Source organism: Paracoccus sp. R86501 (assembly GCF_042466435.1).
GTDB lineage: Bacteria > Pseudomonadota > Alphaproteobacteria > Rhodobacterales > Rhodobacteraceae > Paracoccus.
Window position 1 is genome coordinate 25453 of record NZ_JAXHPZ010000005.1, and the last position, 14297, is coordinate 39749.

Annotated in this window: 11 protein-coding genes and 1 pseudogene; 4 read left to right on the forward strand and 8 right to left on the reverse strand. The window is 64.9% G+C overall.

The window, feature by feature from the left end; translation table 11 throughout:
* Position 1: 1 nt before the first annotated feature.
* From SJY40_RS16180 to SJY40_RS16190, 3 genes are all read left to right on the forward strand, one after another.
* A complete protein-coding gene (locus tag SJY40_RS16180; RefSeq protein ID WP_378949138.1) occupies positions 2 to 1099 on the forward strand; it encodes a mannitol dehydrogenase family protein in 1098 nt (365 codons plus the stop codon).
* Positions 1099 to 2595, forward strand: coding sequence for a UxaA family hydrolase (locus SJY40_RS16185; RefSeq protein WP_378949140.1), 1497 nt, complete (start codon positions 1099 to 1101; stop codon positions 2593 to 2595). The genes SJY40_RS16180 and SJY40_RS16185 overlap by 1 nt, the downstream gene beginning before the upstream one ends.
* Before the next feature lie 201 nt (positions 2596 to 2796).
* Complete coding sequence (locus SJY40_RS16190) at positions 2797 to 3642, forward strand: N-acetyltransferase (RefSeq protein ID WP_378949143.1); 846 nt, start codon at positions 2797 to 2799, stop codon at positions 3640 to 3642.
* Here the strand turns inward: SJY40_RS16190 and SJY40_RS16195 are convergent.
* A pseudogene (locus SJY40_RS16195) lies at positions 3639 to 4959 on the reverse strand (NAD(P)/FAD-dependent oxidoreductase). The gene SJY40_RS16190 and the pseudogene SJY40_RS16195 sit on opposite strands and share 4 nt — an antisense overlap.
* A gap of 216 nt (positions 4960 to 5175) precedes the next feature.
* On the opposite strand from SJY40_RS16195, the gene SJY40_RS16200 reads away from it, so the two are divergent.
* On the forward strand, positions 5176 to 5652 hold the full coding sequence (locus SJY40_RS16200; protein WP_378949146.1) for an Lrp/AsnC family transcriptional regulator: 477 nt from the start codon (positions 5176 to 5178) through the stop codon (positions 5650 to 5652).
* Here the strand turns inward: SJY40_RS16200 and SJY40_RS16205 are convergent.
* The 7 genes from SJY40_RS16205 to SJY40_RS16235 form a co-directional block, all read right to left on the reverse strand.
* Positions 5649 to 7277, reverse strand: coding sequence for an ABC transporter ATP-binding protein (locus SJY40_RS16205; RefSeq protein WP_378949149.1), 1629 nt, complete (start codon positions 7275 to 7277; stop codon positions 5649 to 5651). The genes SJY40_RS16200 and SJY40_RS16205 overlap by 4 nt on opposite strands.
* Positions 7277 to 8131, reverse strand: coding sequence for an ABC transporter permease (locus SJY40_RS16210; RefSeq protein ID WP_378949152.1), 855 nt, complete (start codon positions 8129 to 8131; stop codon positions 7277 to 7279). Before SJY40_RS16210 ends, SJY40_RS16205 begins: the two co-directional genes overlap by 1 nt.
* The gene (locus tag SJY40_RS16215; RefSeq protein ID WP_378949155.1) at positions 8131 to 9084 is read right to left on the reverse strand and encodes an ABC transporter permease; all 954 of its coding nucleotides are present in this window, start codon (positions 9082 to 9084) and stop codon (positions 8131 to 8133) included. The genes SJY40_RS16210 and SJY40_RS16215 overlap by 1 nt, the downstream gene beginning before the upstream one ends.
* A gap of 55 nt (positions 9085 to 9139) precedes the next feature.
* Entirely contained in the window at positions 9140 to 10747 is a 1608-nt protein-coding gene (locus tag SJY40_RS16220) for an ABC transporter substrate-binding protein (protein WP_378949158.1), read from the reverse strand.
* A gap of 234 nt (positions 10748 to 10981) precedes the next feature.
* A complete protein-coding gene (locus tag SJY40_RS16225) occupies positions 10982 to 11890 on the reverse strand; it encodes a 2-hydroxyacid dehydrogenase (protein ID WP_378949161.1) in 909 nt (302 codons plus the stop codon).
* Positions 11890 to 13266, reverse strand: a complete 1377-nt coding sequence (locus tag SJY40_RS16230; protein ID WP_378949164.1) for an aminotransferase class III-fold pyridoxal phosphate-dependent enzyme — start codon at positions 13264 to 13266, stop codon at positions 11890 to 11892. Before SJY40_RS16230 ends, SJY40_RS16225 begins: the two co-directional genes overlap by 1 nt.
* An 11-nt stretch (positions 13267 to 13277) precedes the next feature.
* Entirely contained in the window at positions 13278 to 14102 is an 825-nt protein-coding gene (locus tag SJY40_RS16235) for a GNAT family N-acetyltransferase (RefSeq protein WP_378949167.1), read from the reverse strand.
* Positions 14103 to 14297 lie beyond the last annotated feature (195 nt).

Genomic DNA, 14297 nt, shown 5'->3' on the forward strand with positions numbered 1-14297 from the left:
CATGACACTCTGCACACCCATCGTCCAATTCGGAACATCGCGCTTTCTGCAGGCGCATGCCGATCTGTTTTTCGACCAGGGCACTCCGGCGCGCGGCGTCACGGTGGTGCAGACGTCGGGTGATCCCGGGCGGGCGGAACGGCTGAAGGCGATGGCCGATCCCTCAGGATACCCCGTTCGCATACGCGGTATGTCAAACGGCAAGACCGTCGAAGATGACCTCACGATCAAATCGGTCAAACGCACGCTGTCCACGGCAACGGATTGGGACGAACTGGTCCGCGTTGTTACCCACGAGGCCGAATTCATCGTCTCGAACACCAGCGATACGGGCTTTGATCCCAAGCCCGCGGACCGTGATGCCGGACCGTCGCAGGCGCAAAGCTATCCGGCAAAGCTGTATCACCTGCTGGCCGCGCGTCATGCTGCGAACAAACCCCCGCTGACGATTTTCCCGATGGAGCTGATCCCCAAAAACGGGACGGTGCTAAAGGCCCGCGTTCTGGAAATTGCCGCCGATCTTGGTGCGGCGGATGGGCTGATCGACTGGTTGAACGCGTGCATCTGGGCCAACAGTCTGGTCGACCGTATCGTCTCGGAGCCGATCGAACCGGTCGGGGCGGTTGCCGAACCCTATGCGTTGTGGGCAATCGAGGCGCAGGACGGGCTGTCCGCGCCGACCGGACACCCGGCCATTCGCGTGGTGCCGGATCTGGAACAGATCGAGCGGTTGAAGCTGCATATCCTGAACCTCGGGCATACGGTGATGGCGGCGTTCTGGATCAAGGACGGTCAGCCAGACGACATCGTCCGTGATCTGTTGAAGGGCCAGACGGGGCAGCGGATGCTGGACGTGTTCAAGGCCGAAGTGATGCCCGGCTTTGCCCTGCGCGGTATGGAAACGCAGGCCGTCGCCTATCTGGATGAAACGCTGGACCGTTTCGCCAACCCGTTTCTGGACCATCGCATTGCCGATATCGCGCAGAACCATTCGCAGAAAATCGAACGCCGGATTGCGGCCTTCGTGGAATGGGTCCGCCAGATCGCGCCCGATTTCGACGCCCCGACCCTTGATGCCATCATCGCCGGAGACATGTGATGCAAGTGCCCGATCTTATGATCCTTGATCCGCAGGATACCGTCGCGGTGGCATTGACCGATATGCCCGCGGGGGAAACCCGCCAAGGTGTCACGGCGCTGGATGCCATCGCCCGCGGCCATAAGGTCGCCCGCGTTGCGATGGCCAAAGGGTCGCCGATCGTGAAATACGGTCAGGTCATGGGTGTTGCATCGACCGATATCGCCAAGGGTGCGCATGTCCACAGCCACAACTGCGCGATGCCTGAAGGCCATGCAGGGATGACCGCCTTGGAAAGTCGCGCTTTGCCGGTACCGGCGCGGAACAGCTTCATGGGCTATGCGCGACCCGACGGGCAGGTCGGCACGCGCAATTTCATCGGGATCATGGCATCGGTGAATTGCTCCTCGACGGTGTGCGACACGATTGCGGCCGAGGCGAACCGGACCCTGCTGCCAAGATACCCCAATATCGACGGCTTTGCGCCCATCGTGCATGATCAGGGCTGCGGAATGACCAATCAGGGCGAGGGGTTCGACACCCTTGTCCGGACGCTGAAAGGCTATCGCGACCATGCCAATTTCGGCGGCGTGCTGATCATCGGTCTGGGATGCGAGGTGAACCAGCTGACGCTGTACAAGCCGACCGAATGGGCCGCCGAGCGTATCAAGACGTTCAACATTCAGGATGTCGGCGGGTCGCGTTCGGCCGTCAAGCGCGCGTTGGAATTGCTGGAGCCCATTGCGGCGAAGGCCAATGAAGACCGGCGCAGCCAGCAGCCGGTTTCCAAGCTGGTTCTGGGCATGCAATGCGGCGGCTCGGACGGGTTTTCGGGAATCACGGCGAACCCTGCCCTTGGTGTGGCATCGGACCTGCTGGTCGCGGCTGGCGGAACCTCGATTCTGTCGGAAACGCCCGAGATTTTCGGGGCCGAGCATCTGCTGATCGCACGGTCAGATGCGGCGACCGGCCAGAAAATCGAGGATATGATCACATGGTGGCGTGACTATGCCGCCAAGAACGGGGCCTCGCTGGACAACAACCCAAGCCCCGGAAACAAGAAGGGCGGGCTGACCACCATTCTGGAAAAATCGCTTGGGGCGGTGGCCAAGGGTGGTTTGTCGCCATTGGCCGGGGCCTTTGCCTATGCCGAAAAGATCGACCGCAAGGGCTTCGTCTATATGGACAGCCCCGGATATGATCCGGTGGCAGCGACGGGGCAGGTGGCCTCGGGGGCCAATCTGGTCGCCTTCACCACCGGTCGCGGATCATGTTTCGGCGCAAAGCCCGCACCATCGATCAAGCTGGCATCGAATTCCGAACTGGCCCGATCCATGCACGAAGATATCGATATCGACTGCGGTGTGGTGGTCAGCCAGGGCGTCCCCCTGGCCGAAATCGGTGGCCGGATCTATGACCTGATGCTGGACATCGCCTCGGGTCAAAAGACGAAATCGGAAGAGTTCGGCTATGGCGACAATGAATTCGTGCCATGGAAGATCGGCGCCGTCCTGTAAGGCCCAAAGTGGCGCGTCCCGGCGCACCCCACAGGGAACCAGGCCTCAGGTGCCGGGTTCGCATCCAATGGGACGCGGATGGTCGACCGGATCGTAGCTTCTGCTGCATAGCCGCCGAATGCAGCGGAAAATGCGGTTTCGGATCGGCCATTCTGTTCCTTGGAAAACGGGGACATGCCAGTGGTCGATTCGAAAAGCCGGATGATAGATAGTTTTGCCTTGGAACCGCGGGCCATGACGCCTGCCGACATTCCGTTGCTGCATGAATTGTCCGTCGCCGTCGGCTGGATGCATCGGGCCGAAGACTGGGCCACCGCGCTCCGCTTGGGCAGCGGCATTTTCCTGACGGATGAGATCGGGCGGCCATTCGGCTCGGCCATGTGGTTTCCGGTCGCGGATGATCTGGCGATGCTGGGCATGGTCATCACCACGCCCCGCCTGCAGGAACGGGGCGCGGCCCGCTGGATGATGGACCAGATATTGGCCCAGACCGGAAAGCGCGATCTGGGGCTGAATGCGACGCGTGCGGCCTTCCGGCTGTATCTGTCGATGGGGTTCCAGCCGGGGCTTACGGTCTGGCAGCATCAGGGCATCGTCACGGACAGCCCTGCCGCGGACCCGCGCGTGCGCCCGATGCGGGCCGACGATTTCGATGCCATTCACGCCTTGGACACCCGGGCCTATACCGCGCATCGTGAGAAGGCCTTGAACCTGTTTCTGGAACACTCGACCGGCACCGTGATCGAGGAAGCCGGCCGCGTCACCGGATATGCCCTGTGCCGACGGTTCGGGCGCGGACATGTGGTGGGTCCGATCGTGGCTGCCACGGCGCGAGATGCCGCTGCGGTGACCGGTCCGCATCTGGCGACGCATCGCGGCCGGTATCTGCGCATCGACACACGCGAAACCGAAGGCGACTTCGTCGATCTGCTGAACGCCAGCGGTCTTGCGGCGCGCGACACGGTCACCACGATGACACTGGGCAATCCGCGTCCGGTCGATCCGGACGCCCATGTCTTTGCCTTGGCCATTCAGGCCATCGGCTAGAACTCCGAGACCTTGCCCCAGCTGCCCTGTGCAAAGCGCGCGGGGTGATAGGCGGTGGGGTCCAGCACGGGTTTGGTGCCTGTCACCATGTCGGCGATCATCTCTCCGGCGCCGGGGCCGATGCCGAAGCCGTGGCCGCTGAACCCGGCGGCCAGCACCAGACCCGGCACGCGCGTTTCACCAATGGCCGGCACGCCGTCGGGGGTGCTGTCGATATAACCGGCCCAAGTGGCCTGAACCCGCGCATTGGCGATAGCGGGGATCAGCTGGGCCGCACGGGACATGATACGGCCAAGCGCGCGCCGGTCGGGCGCGGGGTCCAGAATGCGCATCCGCTCCATCGGGGTGGGGGCGTCCAGCCGCCAACGGGCGCGGGTTTCGTGGCCCGATCGCCACCCCTGGGTGCCACCCGGCCTCAAAATGCGCCAGCGTTTGGCGAACATCGGCAGGAAGTGGCGGGCATGGGCGATCTGCTGCGGCGTCGGGTTGACCCGCGCCGCCCCCGAGATGGCCAGCGCATAGCCCCCGTCGCCCCGCCGCGTGACCGACACCCGACCCGTATGCAGCGCATCGGGACCCTCGATGCCCGGCATGACCGTCATGATCGACGACCGCACCGAGGCCTGCGGGAAGGCGACGCCCAACTGGTTGCAGAATGACGACGCCCAAGCGCCGCCCGCCATCACCACGGTGGTGGTGGCGATCGTGCCGTGTTCGGTGACCACCCCCGATACCCGCCCGCCCGAGAGCCTCCAGCCCGCGGGCGGCGCACATCTGATGGACCGTGCCGCCAGCGGCAATGATGCCGCGCGCGATGACCGGACAGGCGCGCGAGGGATCGGCGACGCCGTCATCGGGCGAAAAAACGCCGCCCTTCCATGCCCGACCCGTGGCGCGGCCCCGTTCCGCGGCTTGGGCGGCATCCAGCATATGTGTCGTCACGCCCATCCCGCGCGCCATGTCGCGCCAGCGTGCCCAGCCTGCGATCTCGGCTTCGCTGTCGGACAGATACAGCAACCCGCAGCGGCGAAAGCCCGGATCATGCCCGATATCGGCTGCCATTGCCTGCCACAGGTCCAGACTGCGCGTCGCCATGGGAAGTTCGCGCGCGTCGCGGTTCTGCTGACGGCACCAGCCCCAGTTGCGACTGGACTGTTCGGCGCCCACGCGGCCCTTTTCGATCAAGGCGACGCTGACGCCCTTGCGCGCCAGATAATAGGCGGTCGAACATCCGACGATGCCGCCGCCGATCACCACGACATCGGCAGAGGCGGGCAGGTCAGCTGTGGATTGGATTGTCATCAGGGGCGCGGACATCGGATTCTCCTATCTGGATATATTCTGCCCGACAATGCCCGCGGGATGTGCCGCATTCCGGTCCGCCGCAGCATGACGTGCCGTGCCACCCTGCGCCTGCGGCAGCATTGGGCAGGTTCGAAAAAATCGGTCTGTCGCGGGTCGAAATCGTGCATCTAAGTTTGTGGTCGCCGCAGATCCTGCTAGGACAGTGGTGCCCGAAACGGAGGGGTCGCGATGAAGCTGGACCGCATCGATATCCGCATTCTGCACGAACTGCAGAAGAATGGCCGCATCACCAATGTCGAGCTGGCCGATCTGGTCCATCTGTCCCCCAGCCCTTGCCTGATGCGGGTCAAGAAGCTGCAGCAGGCGGGCTATATCACCGGTTACTCGGCGCAGATCGACGTGGCCAAGCTGGGCCCCACCCTGACCGTCTTTACCGAGATCACGCTGAAGAACCACCGCCAGATCGACTTTGCGCGCTTCCAGCAGGCGTTGGAAAAGATAGATGAGGCTGTGGAATGCCATCTGGTGTCGGGGGGCTATGACTATCTGGTCAAATTCGTCACTGCAGGCATCAGCGATTACCAGGCCGTGATGGAGCGGCTGATCGATGCCGAGGTGGGTATCGACAAGTATTTCAGCTTTGTCGTCATCAAGACGCCTTTCGCCAAATCCCATCTGCCGCTTCAAAACCTGTTCGACCTTTAACTGGCCGCATGGCGCAGGGGCATGGCGTCCAGCCAGCCCGTGTCCAGTTGCGGCACCGAGGAAAACAGCAGCTTCGAATAGGGGTCGCGGGCTTCTGCCAAGCGGTCGGCTGCCAGTGTTTCGACCACGCGACCATTGTGCATGACCATCACTTCGTCGCAGATCGCCTCGACCGTGGACAGGTCGTGGCTGATGAACACATAGGACAGGTTCAATTCGCGCTGCAGTTCCTTGAGCAGTTCGATCACCGCGGCGCCGACCACGGTGTCCAGCGCCGATGTGATTTCATCGCACAGGATCACCTCGGGGTCGGCGGCCAGGGCGCGGGCTAGGTTGACGCGTTGCTTCTGGCCCCCCGACAATTCCCCCGGCAAGCGGTGGCGCATGGCATGGGGCAGGCGCACCATATCCAGCAGTTGCGCCACCCGCGCCTGATGCGCCGCCCCCTTGAGCCGGTGATAGAAGGTCAGCGGACGGCCGATGATATCGCCCACAGATTGCGCCGGGTTCAGCGCCGTATCGGCCAGCTGGAAGACGATCTGCAACCGGCGCAGATCCTCTTTGCTGCGGGTGCGCAGGGACGGGTCCAGCCGGTGTCCGTCCAGCATGATCCGTCCCGAAACCGGCGGCAGCAGCCCGGCGATGGCGCGGGCCAGCGTTGACTTCCCGCTGCCCGATTCACCGATGACACCAAGGTTGCGGCCCTTGTCCAGACGGCAGCTGACGTTTTCCAATGCGATCTTGCGCGGCTTGCCATCCCGACCCATGCCGTAACCGGCGGTGACATTCTGCACGTCCAGCGCGGCGACCCGTTTCGCGGGCGTGACCGCGGCTTCGCGGGGGACGGGCTGAAAGGCTGCCAGCAGGGATTTCGTATAGGGATGGGCGGCATGATGCAGGATCTGCTCGGCGGTGCCTTCCTCTTGCACCTCGCCGCCCTTCAGGACGATGATGCGGTCGGCGATCTGTGCGACCACGGCCAGATCGTGGCTGACATAGACGCCGGCCATGCCGCCCTCCTTCATCACCGACTTGAAGGCACGCAGAACCTCGATCTGGGTGGTGACGTCCAGCGCGGTGGTGGGTTCGTCGAAAATCACCAGCTTGGGATCGCCGATCAGCGCCATGGCAGCAGCCAGCCGCTGCAATTGCCCCCCCGACACCTGATGGGGATAGCGGTCGCCGATGGTTTCGGGGGCGGGCAGGGCAAGGGCGCGGAAAACCTCGATGGCCTTGGCGCGTGCCTGGTCCATCGGCATCAGACGGTGGATGCGCGCCACCTCGATCACCTGTTCGATCAGCCGGGTCGAGGGGTTGAAGGCCGCAGCGGCGCTTTGCGGCACATAGGCCACGGTCGTGCCGCGCAGGGCGGCGCGCTGTCGTTCGGGCGCGCTGGCCATGTCGACCCCGTCCACGACCACCGACCCCGATGCGATATGACAGCCGGGGCGGCAATGTCCCATCAGCGACAGGGCGATGGTGGTCTTGCCGCTGCCGGATTCACCGATCAGCGCCACGATTTCCCCCGGCGCGATGTCCAGCGACACGCCGCGGATGATCTGCACCTCTCGGCCACTGTCGGTTGTGGCACCAAGGCGCAGGTCGCGGATCTGGGCTAGGGTCATCATTCGCTCCTGTCGCGGATACGGGTGGGCAGGTTGTCGATCAGCAGATTGACGCTGATCGTCAGCGTGGCGATGGCGACCGAGGGCATGATGACCGCAGGCGCGCCGAAGGACAGCCCACCCATATTCTCGCGCACCAGCGACCCCCAATCGGCGTTGGGCGGCTGCACGCCCAGACCAAGGAAGGACAGGCCCGACAGCATCAGCACGATGAAGACAAAGCGCAGCCCCATATCCGCCAGCACAGGCCCCATGATGTTGGGCATGATCTCGGCCCGGATCAGATAGGCGGTGCGTTCGCCCCGCGCGCGGGCAACGGTGACGTAATCCATGGTGTTGACGTTTACGGCCAACGCGCGGGCAAAGCGATAGGAACCGGGGGTATAGACCACGGCCAGCACGCCGATCAGCACCGGAATGCTGGACCCGATCGCTGCGACCACGACCAGACCGAACAGTTTGGACGGGATCGAACTGACCGCATCCAGCACCCGGCTGATCGCCGTGTCGGTCCATCCGCCCAGAACCGCTGCGGCCATCCCCAGAACGATCCCCGCCGTGCAGGCCAGAACCACCGCCGCCAGCGAGATCCCCACCGTAAAGCGCGCACCTGCCAGAACGCGCGACAGCATGTCCCGCCCCAGGTAGTCCGTGCCAAGCGGGTATTCTGCCGACAGGGGGCCGAAGAAGTCGTAGTCGACGATCTGGCCCGGCGGATGCGGGGCGATCCACGGGCCGATCACCGCGACGACGGCCCAGAAGGCGATGACGCAGGCGGCAAGGATGCCGACGGGGCTGACGTGCCAACCCATGTTGCGCGGCGACAGGTTGCGAAGGGAAAGGGTCTGGGACATCAGTGACGCAACCTCGGATTTGCCAGGATCGCCACGACATCGGCGATGGTGATGAGGGTCAGATAGCCCAGGCAGAAGATCATCGCGCAGCCCTGGATCAGCGGCAGATCGCGGGTAGAGACAGCATCCACCATCAGTTTCGCGATGCCGGGATAGTTGAAGATCGTCTCGACGATGATGACGCCACCCAGCAGATAGGACAGCGACAGTGCCATGGCATTCACGATGGGGCCGATCGCATTGGGCAGCGCATGGCGCAGCACCATCCGCGACCGCGATGCGCCCTTCAGGAAGGCCATCTCGACATAGGGGGCCTTCAGCGTTTCGATGACGGCGGCGCGGGTCATGCGGATCATCTGCGCCGACACCACAAAGGACAGGGTGATCACCGGCATCGCATAGGCGCGCAGCACCGCCCAGATGCTGGATGTGTCGCCGCCGAAGGACAGGGCGGGCAGCCATCCCAGCCAGACGGCAAAGACCAGCACCGCCGCCGTCGCCACCAGAAACTCCGGAACCGAGATCACGGCGACGACGATGCTGCTGACCGCCCGGTCGAACAGACTGCCGCGCCAGATGGCGGTGGTGATGCCCAGCAGCAGCGCGACGGGCACGGAAAAGGCCGCCGTCAGTGCCGCCAGCTTCATGGTGTTGGCAAGCCGCCCGCCGATCAGCTCGGCCACGGCCATGCGGTTGGCATAGGAATGGCCCAGGTCCCCCTGGGCCAGCCCCCCCAGCCACCCCGCGAAACGCATGATCGCGGGCTGGTCCAGGTTCATCGCCTCGCGCAGGCCGGCGACGGCCTCGGGGGTGGCGGCTTGGCCCAGAAGGATCTGGACCACATCGCCCGGCAGCATTTCGGTGGCGGCAAAAACGATCAGGCTGACGATCAGCAAGGTCACCACCGCCACGCCGATCCGGCCAAGGATGAGGGTCAGGACTTGCGGGTTCATGCGCGTCTCCGGGGGGCTGGGGATGGCCCGCAAGGTGCGGGCCCTTCGGGGTGGATCAGGCGGTCAGCCAGACATGCTTGGCAAAGTCGTAACCCATCTGCCCGCCAAGCGGGCTGGGGCGCAGGCCCTGCATCTTGTCGGTATGCACATCGACATTCGACAGATACAGCGGGATGGCGGTGCCGGCCTCGTTCGAGATCATCACCTGCATTTCGCCATAGATCTCCTTGCGGCGGGCAAAGTCCAATTCGCCGCGCGCCTCGACCAGCATGCTGTCGAATTTCTCGGATTTGTACTGGCTTTCGTTCCACGGCGCGTCCGATGCATAGAGCAGCGAGAACAGGATGTCGGGCGTCGGGCGCGGGTTGATATTGCCGAAATGGACCGGCGCCTTCAGCCAGTAGTTCGACCAATACCCGTCCGAAGGCACGCGCTGGACGTCGAAGTTCATCCCGATCTCGGACCCGGCCTGCTGCAGGATCATCGCCATGTCATTGGCCGAGGATGCCGCGTCCGAGCTGATGACCTCGATGCGCTGGCCCAGAAGGCCCGCCTTGTCGAACAGCGACTTGGCGCGTTCGGGATCGTATTCGCGGGGCTTCAGATCGGCGTTGTGGAAGGGGCTGATGGGGGCGATGGGCTGGTCGTTGCCGATCTCGGCCAGACCGCGCATGGCCGATTTCTGGATCAGCTCTCGGTTCAGCAGGTACTTCATGCCCTCGGCAAAGCCAGCCTTGTCGCCGGGCGCCATGTCCAGCCGCATGTTGAGATTGGTGTAATTGCCCGATGTGGTCTTGGACAGCACGACGCCGGGCTGGCCTTCGACCATGCGGATGAACTGCGGCTTGACCGAGGCCCCCATGTGGATATCGCCCGACAGCACCGCGTTCACGCGCGCATTGTCATCGGAGATGGCGAAATACTCGAAGCTTTCGATATTGGCCTTCTGGCCAAAGTAATTCTCGTTTCTGGCGCCAAGCGAACGCACGCCCGGCTGGAAGTCCTGCGACACGAAGGCGCCGGTGCCGTTGCCCTTGCTGAAATCGGTGGTGCCATCCGCCACGATCATGAAGTGGTGCAGTGCCAGAATGGTCGGCAGGTCGGCATTGGGTGCGGCCAGCGTGATGCGGACGGTGGTCGGGTTCTCGGCCCGGACCTCGGTGATCTGTTCGGCCATGGCAGCGACCTTGGAGCCTGTGGCCGGGTCCTTGTGGCGCATCATCGAATAGACCACGTCATCGGCGGTCAGGGTCTTGCCGTCATGGAAGGTCACACCCGATTTCAGCGTCACCGTCCAGACCTTGGCATCATCGGATTCGACGGCATCTGCCAGTTCCATCACCAGTTCGCCATGTTCGTCCAGATTGGTCAGGCGATTGTAATAGGCGCAGGCGCGGACATAGTCGGTCGCCCCCGAACCCGTTGCGGGGTCCAGCGTATCGGCGGTCGAAGACGACCAGGCGGCGGCGCGCAGATGGCCGCCCATGACGGGGGTTTGCGCCATGGCCGCGCCTGCACGCCCCAGAATGCCGCCGCCGGCGGCCATCGCGACGCCGCCCAGCATGAACATGCGCAGCAGCTCGCGACGGCTGGCGCCGCGGCGGATGGCGTCTTCGACCATGGCGTCGTCGCCCCGGGTCCAGTTCGTGATCTTGTCGGTCATTCCGGTCATCCCTGTTGTGATGGGTCGCGCCCGTCCGGCGCTTCCTGCGAAATCCGTGCGGCGCTTTCGCCGCGGAACGGGTGTGACGGTTGATCCGCCCTCGGCCCGGTCATGTGGCAGGTCGGTCCCGCCATGGTCCCCAGTGTCGCGCCACGCACGCCACCGAAAACTTTGAATTTGCCCCCCCCGCCGCAGATTGTTCCGCAGCCGGGGCGGATCGCGGCACGGCGCCCCTCAGTAGCCGCGGTCGCGATCGACCAGCCCCGGTGCCGTCTGCCCCGCGCGGTCGGCGCGGATGCCCGCGATGACATGGGCAGCGCCTTGGGCCGCATTGGTCTGGCTGGCGACATGGGGCGTCACGATCACGCGGGGGTGCGACCACAGCCAGTGATCCTGCGGCAGGGGTTCTGGGTCGGTCACGTCCAACCAGGCCGAGGCCAGCCGCCCTTCCAATGCGCGACCAAGGGCGTCGGTATCCAGCTGCGCGCCCCGGCCCAGATGGACCAGATGCGCGCCATCGGGCAGCGCGGCAAAGAAGGCGTCATCAAGAATGCCACGCGTTTGGTCGGTCAGGGGCAGCAGGCAGACCACGATGTCGCTGCCCGCCAGAAAGGTGGCAAGGTCGGTCGTGCAATCCACGCCCGGAATGTCGCGCGGGCTGCGGCTATAGCCTGCAAGGTCAAAGCCGAAGGGCGCTAACCCCGCCAGCACTGCGTGACCCAGTTGGCCCAGTCCCATGACACCGACGCGGGTTTGCGCGGCATCGCGGGTCGTCAGCGCCTGCCACTGGCCGCGCTGCGCCTGATCCAGATAGGCGGGCATGTCCCGATGCAGTGACAAGGTGGCCATCACGGCCATCTGTACCATCTGCCGCGCGATACCTGGCTCCAGCATCCGCACGATGCCGACCTGTGGGGGCAGGGCCGACATGTCGAACTGATCGACCCCTGCGCCGACGGAAAAGATCAGCCGCAGGTTGGGATAGGCCGACAGATCTGCGGGCGGAGTCCAAGCGACCATGTATTCCACCGCAGCCGGATCGGGTGCGCTGCCGATATGAAAGGGCAGATCGGGCATGGTATCCGCAAAGATGCGCGCAAAGACCTCGCCCCGGGCGGGGTCGGACAGGTATAGAACCGACATCAGCGCATCGCCTTGCGGATATCGGGGTCCTCCAAAGTCAGGTCCAGAACCTTGCGGGTGCGTTCCACGATCTGGTCGATCTGATCGGCGGTGCAACACAGCGGCGGTGCATATCCCAGAACACCCCAGCCAAAGGCACGCAGCACCAGACTATTGTCCCAAGCGCGATCAAAGATACGGATCGCGGGGTCTGCGGCCGCGGGCAGGGGGGTCTTGGCATCCTTGTCGGTCACAAGCTCGACCGCAGCCAGCATGCCGCGCCCGCGTACGTCGCCGACCAGCGGGTGGTCGGCCAGCGAGGCCAGCCCCGCCTGCAGGCGTTCGCCCATGATGCGGCCATTCTCCAGCAGACCCCCTTGATAAAGGTCCAGCACCGCCAACCCGACGGCCGCCGAGACCGGATGCGCGGAATAGGTCTGGCCATGACCGACCGAGGCCTTGCCTGCCCCGTCGGCGATCACCTGATAGACGCTGTCGGACATAAAGACGGCCCCCATCGGAACATAGCCCGAGGTCAGACCCTTGGCCGTGGTGATGAAATCGGGGACGATGTCTTCATCGGCGCAGGCAAACAGCGGGCCGGTGCGGCCAAAGGCGGTGATGACTTCATCGGCGATGAACAGGATGTCCAGATCAGAGCACAGGTCGCGCATCGCCTTCATCCAGCCCGCAGGCGGGACCAGCACCCCGCCCGAGCCTTGGATCGGTTCGACATAGAAGGCGGCGACATGTTCGGGACCGCCAAGCGCCTCGACCTTGTCCAGCAGGTGCTGGCGCGATGCGGCAATGACGGCGCGCGGGTCCGACCCGACCGGGTTGCGATACAGATCATGCGTCGGGATCTTGTGCTGCCAGTCATAGGGCACGCCAAATCCCGCATGGAAGGTGGGCAGGGCGGTCAGCCCCGCGCCCGCCGTGGAAGACCCGTGATACCCCTGCTGGACCGAGATGAAATGTTGCTTTGTCGGCATCCCGCGCGCGTGCCAGTAATAGCGCACGAAGCGGACCGTGCTGTCGATCGCATCCGATCCGCCAAGCGTGAAATAGACGTGGTCCAGATCGCCGGGGGCAGCCTCGGCCAGACGGGCGGCCAGCCGGACAGCGGGTTCGGAGCCCAGCCCGAAATAGCCCGTTGCATAGCACAGGTCCTGCATCTGCCGCGTCGCGGCCTCGATCACGCTTGGCTGGCCATAGCCGGCGTTGACGCACCAAAGGCCCGCGAAGCCGTCGATCAGCTCGCGCCCCTCGCTGTCGCGGACGGTCGCGCCATCGCCATGGGTCAGCAGACGCAGGCCCGCCGCTTCGTGGCCGCGCCAGCTGGCGACGGGGTGGATCAGGTGGGCGCGGTCCAGTTCGACCAGGGAATTGGCAAGCATGACGGGTCCTTTCAACCAAGCGCCTGAGCGGCGAGGGCAAAGCTGCGGATCGGGGCTGTATGGGGTTGCGGGGCCGTTGACATCGCGATGCCACCCCCCGCGCGGGGCAGGTTCAGCGTTTCGAGCCAAGGCGACAGCCCGCTGTCGGCCTGCGTGTCCACACGCAGGAAAGCGCCGGAATGGTCGGCCATGACATGGGCCAGCAGTCGCTGCGCAATGTCAGCATCTGGCGCGATGACCGGCCCCGCGACCAGACCGCGGCCAAAACGGCGGATGGCGGCCCAAGCCATCATCTGGTCACCTTCGCGACGGACGGCAATGCGGCCCTGTTGCAGCAGCGCGTCGATCAGCGGGCGGCGCTCCATGCCGGTGGCGGAGCGGTCCAATGCCGCCAACGCGGGCGCGTCGTTCAGCGTGGCCCATGTGATGCCACCCGGCGCGGAAACAGGCGCAACGGTGCCCTGATGCTGCACGATCTCTCCGGTCGGGACGAAGCCCATCTTGCGATAGAGGGGCAGGCCGGCCTCGGTCGCGATCAGGCGGTGTTCGGGGACCGGCGCGGTGGCCATCGCGCCCTCGACCAGCTTGCGTCCCAAGCCGCGTCCGCGCAGCGCCTTGCCCACGATGATCATGTTGACCAGCCCGACATCGCCAAAGTGCGTGACCAGCGCCGTTCCTGCGACCTGACCGTCATGCAGCGCGACCACGCCCTTGCTGAGCGACAAAAGCAGCGCCCAGTCCTCGGCGCGGTGGGGCCAGCTTTCGGCCTGCGAAAGGGCCAGCGCAGCGGGCAGATGCTCGGGTGCGAAGGGGGCAAGGGACAGGGTGACGGACATGGAACCTCCGGATCGTGTGGCCCCAGTCTGGCGCGGGGCGGGCGGCATCTGCGGCCGTTGACCGCGGCATGGCACAATCTTGCGCCGTTCGCCCTTGGGGCCGCCGCAGGATATGCCGCGCGGGCAGGCAGGGTGGCAGGCCGCGCGGGGACCGAGAGGGGGCGAAATGGAGGCTTCGTGACATATCCTGCGGTG

What these genes read in the sequence shown, in the direction of transcription:
- SJY40_RS16180 (WP_378949138.1), top strand. Translation starts at nt 2, where the DNA reads ATGACACTCTGCACACCCATCGTCCAATTCGGAACATCGCGCTTTCTG.
- SJY40_RS16185 (WP_378949140.1), top strand. Translation starts at nt 1,099, where the DNA reads ATGCAAGTGCCCGATCTTATGATCCTTGATCCGCAGGATACCGTCGCG.
- SJY40_RS16190 (WP_378949143.1), top strand. Translation starts at nt 2,797, where the DNA reads ATGATAGATAGTTTTGCCTTGGAACCGCGGGCCATGACGCCTGCCGAC.
- SJY40_RS16200 (WP_378949146.1), top strand. Translation starts at nt 5,176, where the DNA reads ATGAAGCTGGACCGCATCGATATCCGCATTCTGCACGAACTGCAGAAG.
- SJY40_RS16205 (WP_378949149.1), bottom strand. Translation starts at nt 7,277, where the DNA reads ATGACCCTAGCCCAGATCCGCGACCTGCGCCTTGGTGCCACAACCGAC.
- SJY40_RS16210 (WP_378949152.1), bottom strand. Translation starts at nt 8,131, where the DNA reads ATGTCCCAGACCCTTTCCCTTCGCAACCTGTCGCCGCGCAACATGGGT.
- SJY40_RS16215 (WP_378949155.1), bottom strand. Translation starts at nt 9,084, where the DNA reads ATGAACCCGCAAGTCCTGACCCTCATCCTTGGCCGGATCGGCGTGGCG.
- SJY40_RS16220 (WP_378949158.1), bottom strand. Translation starts at nt 10,747, where the DNA reads ATGACCGACAAGATCACGAACTGGACCCGGGGCGACGACGCCATGGTC.
- SJY40_RS16225 (WP_378949161.1), bottom strand. Translation starts at nt 11,890, where the DNA reads ATGTCGGTTCTATACCTGTCCGACCCCGCCCGGGGCGAGGTCTTTGCG.
- SJY40_RS16230 (WP_378949164.1), bottom strand. Translation starts at nt 13,266, where the DNA reads ATGCTTGCCAATTCCCTGGTCGAACTGGACCGCGCCCACCTGATCCAC.
- SJY40_RS16235 (WP_378949167.1), bottom strand. Translation starts at nt 14,102, where the DNA reads ATGTCCGTCACCCTGTCCCTTGCCCCCTTCGCACCCGAGCATCTGCCC.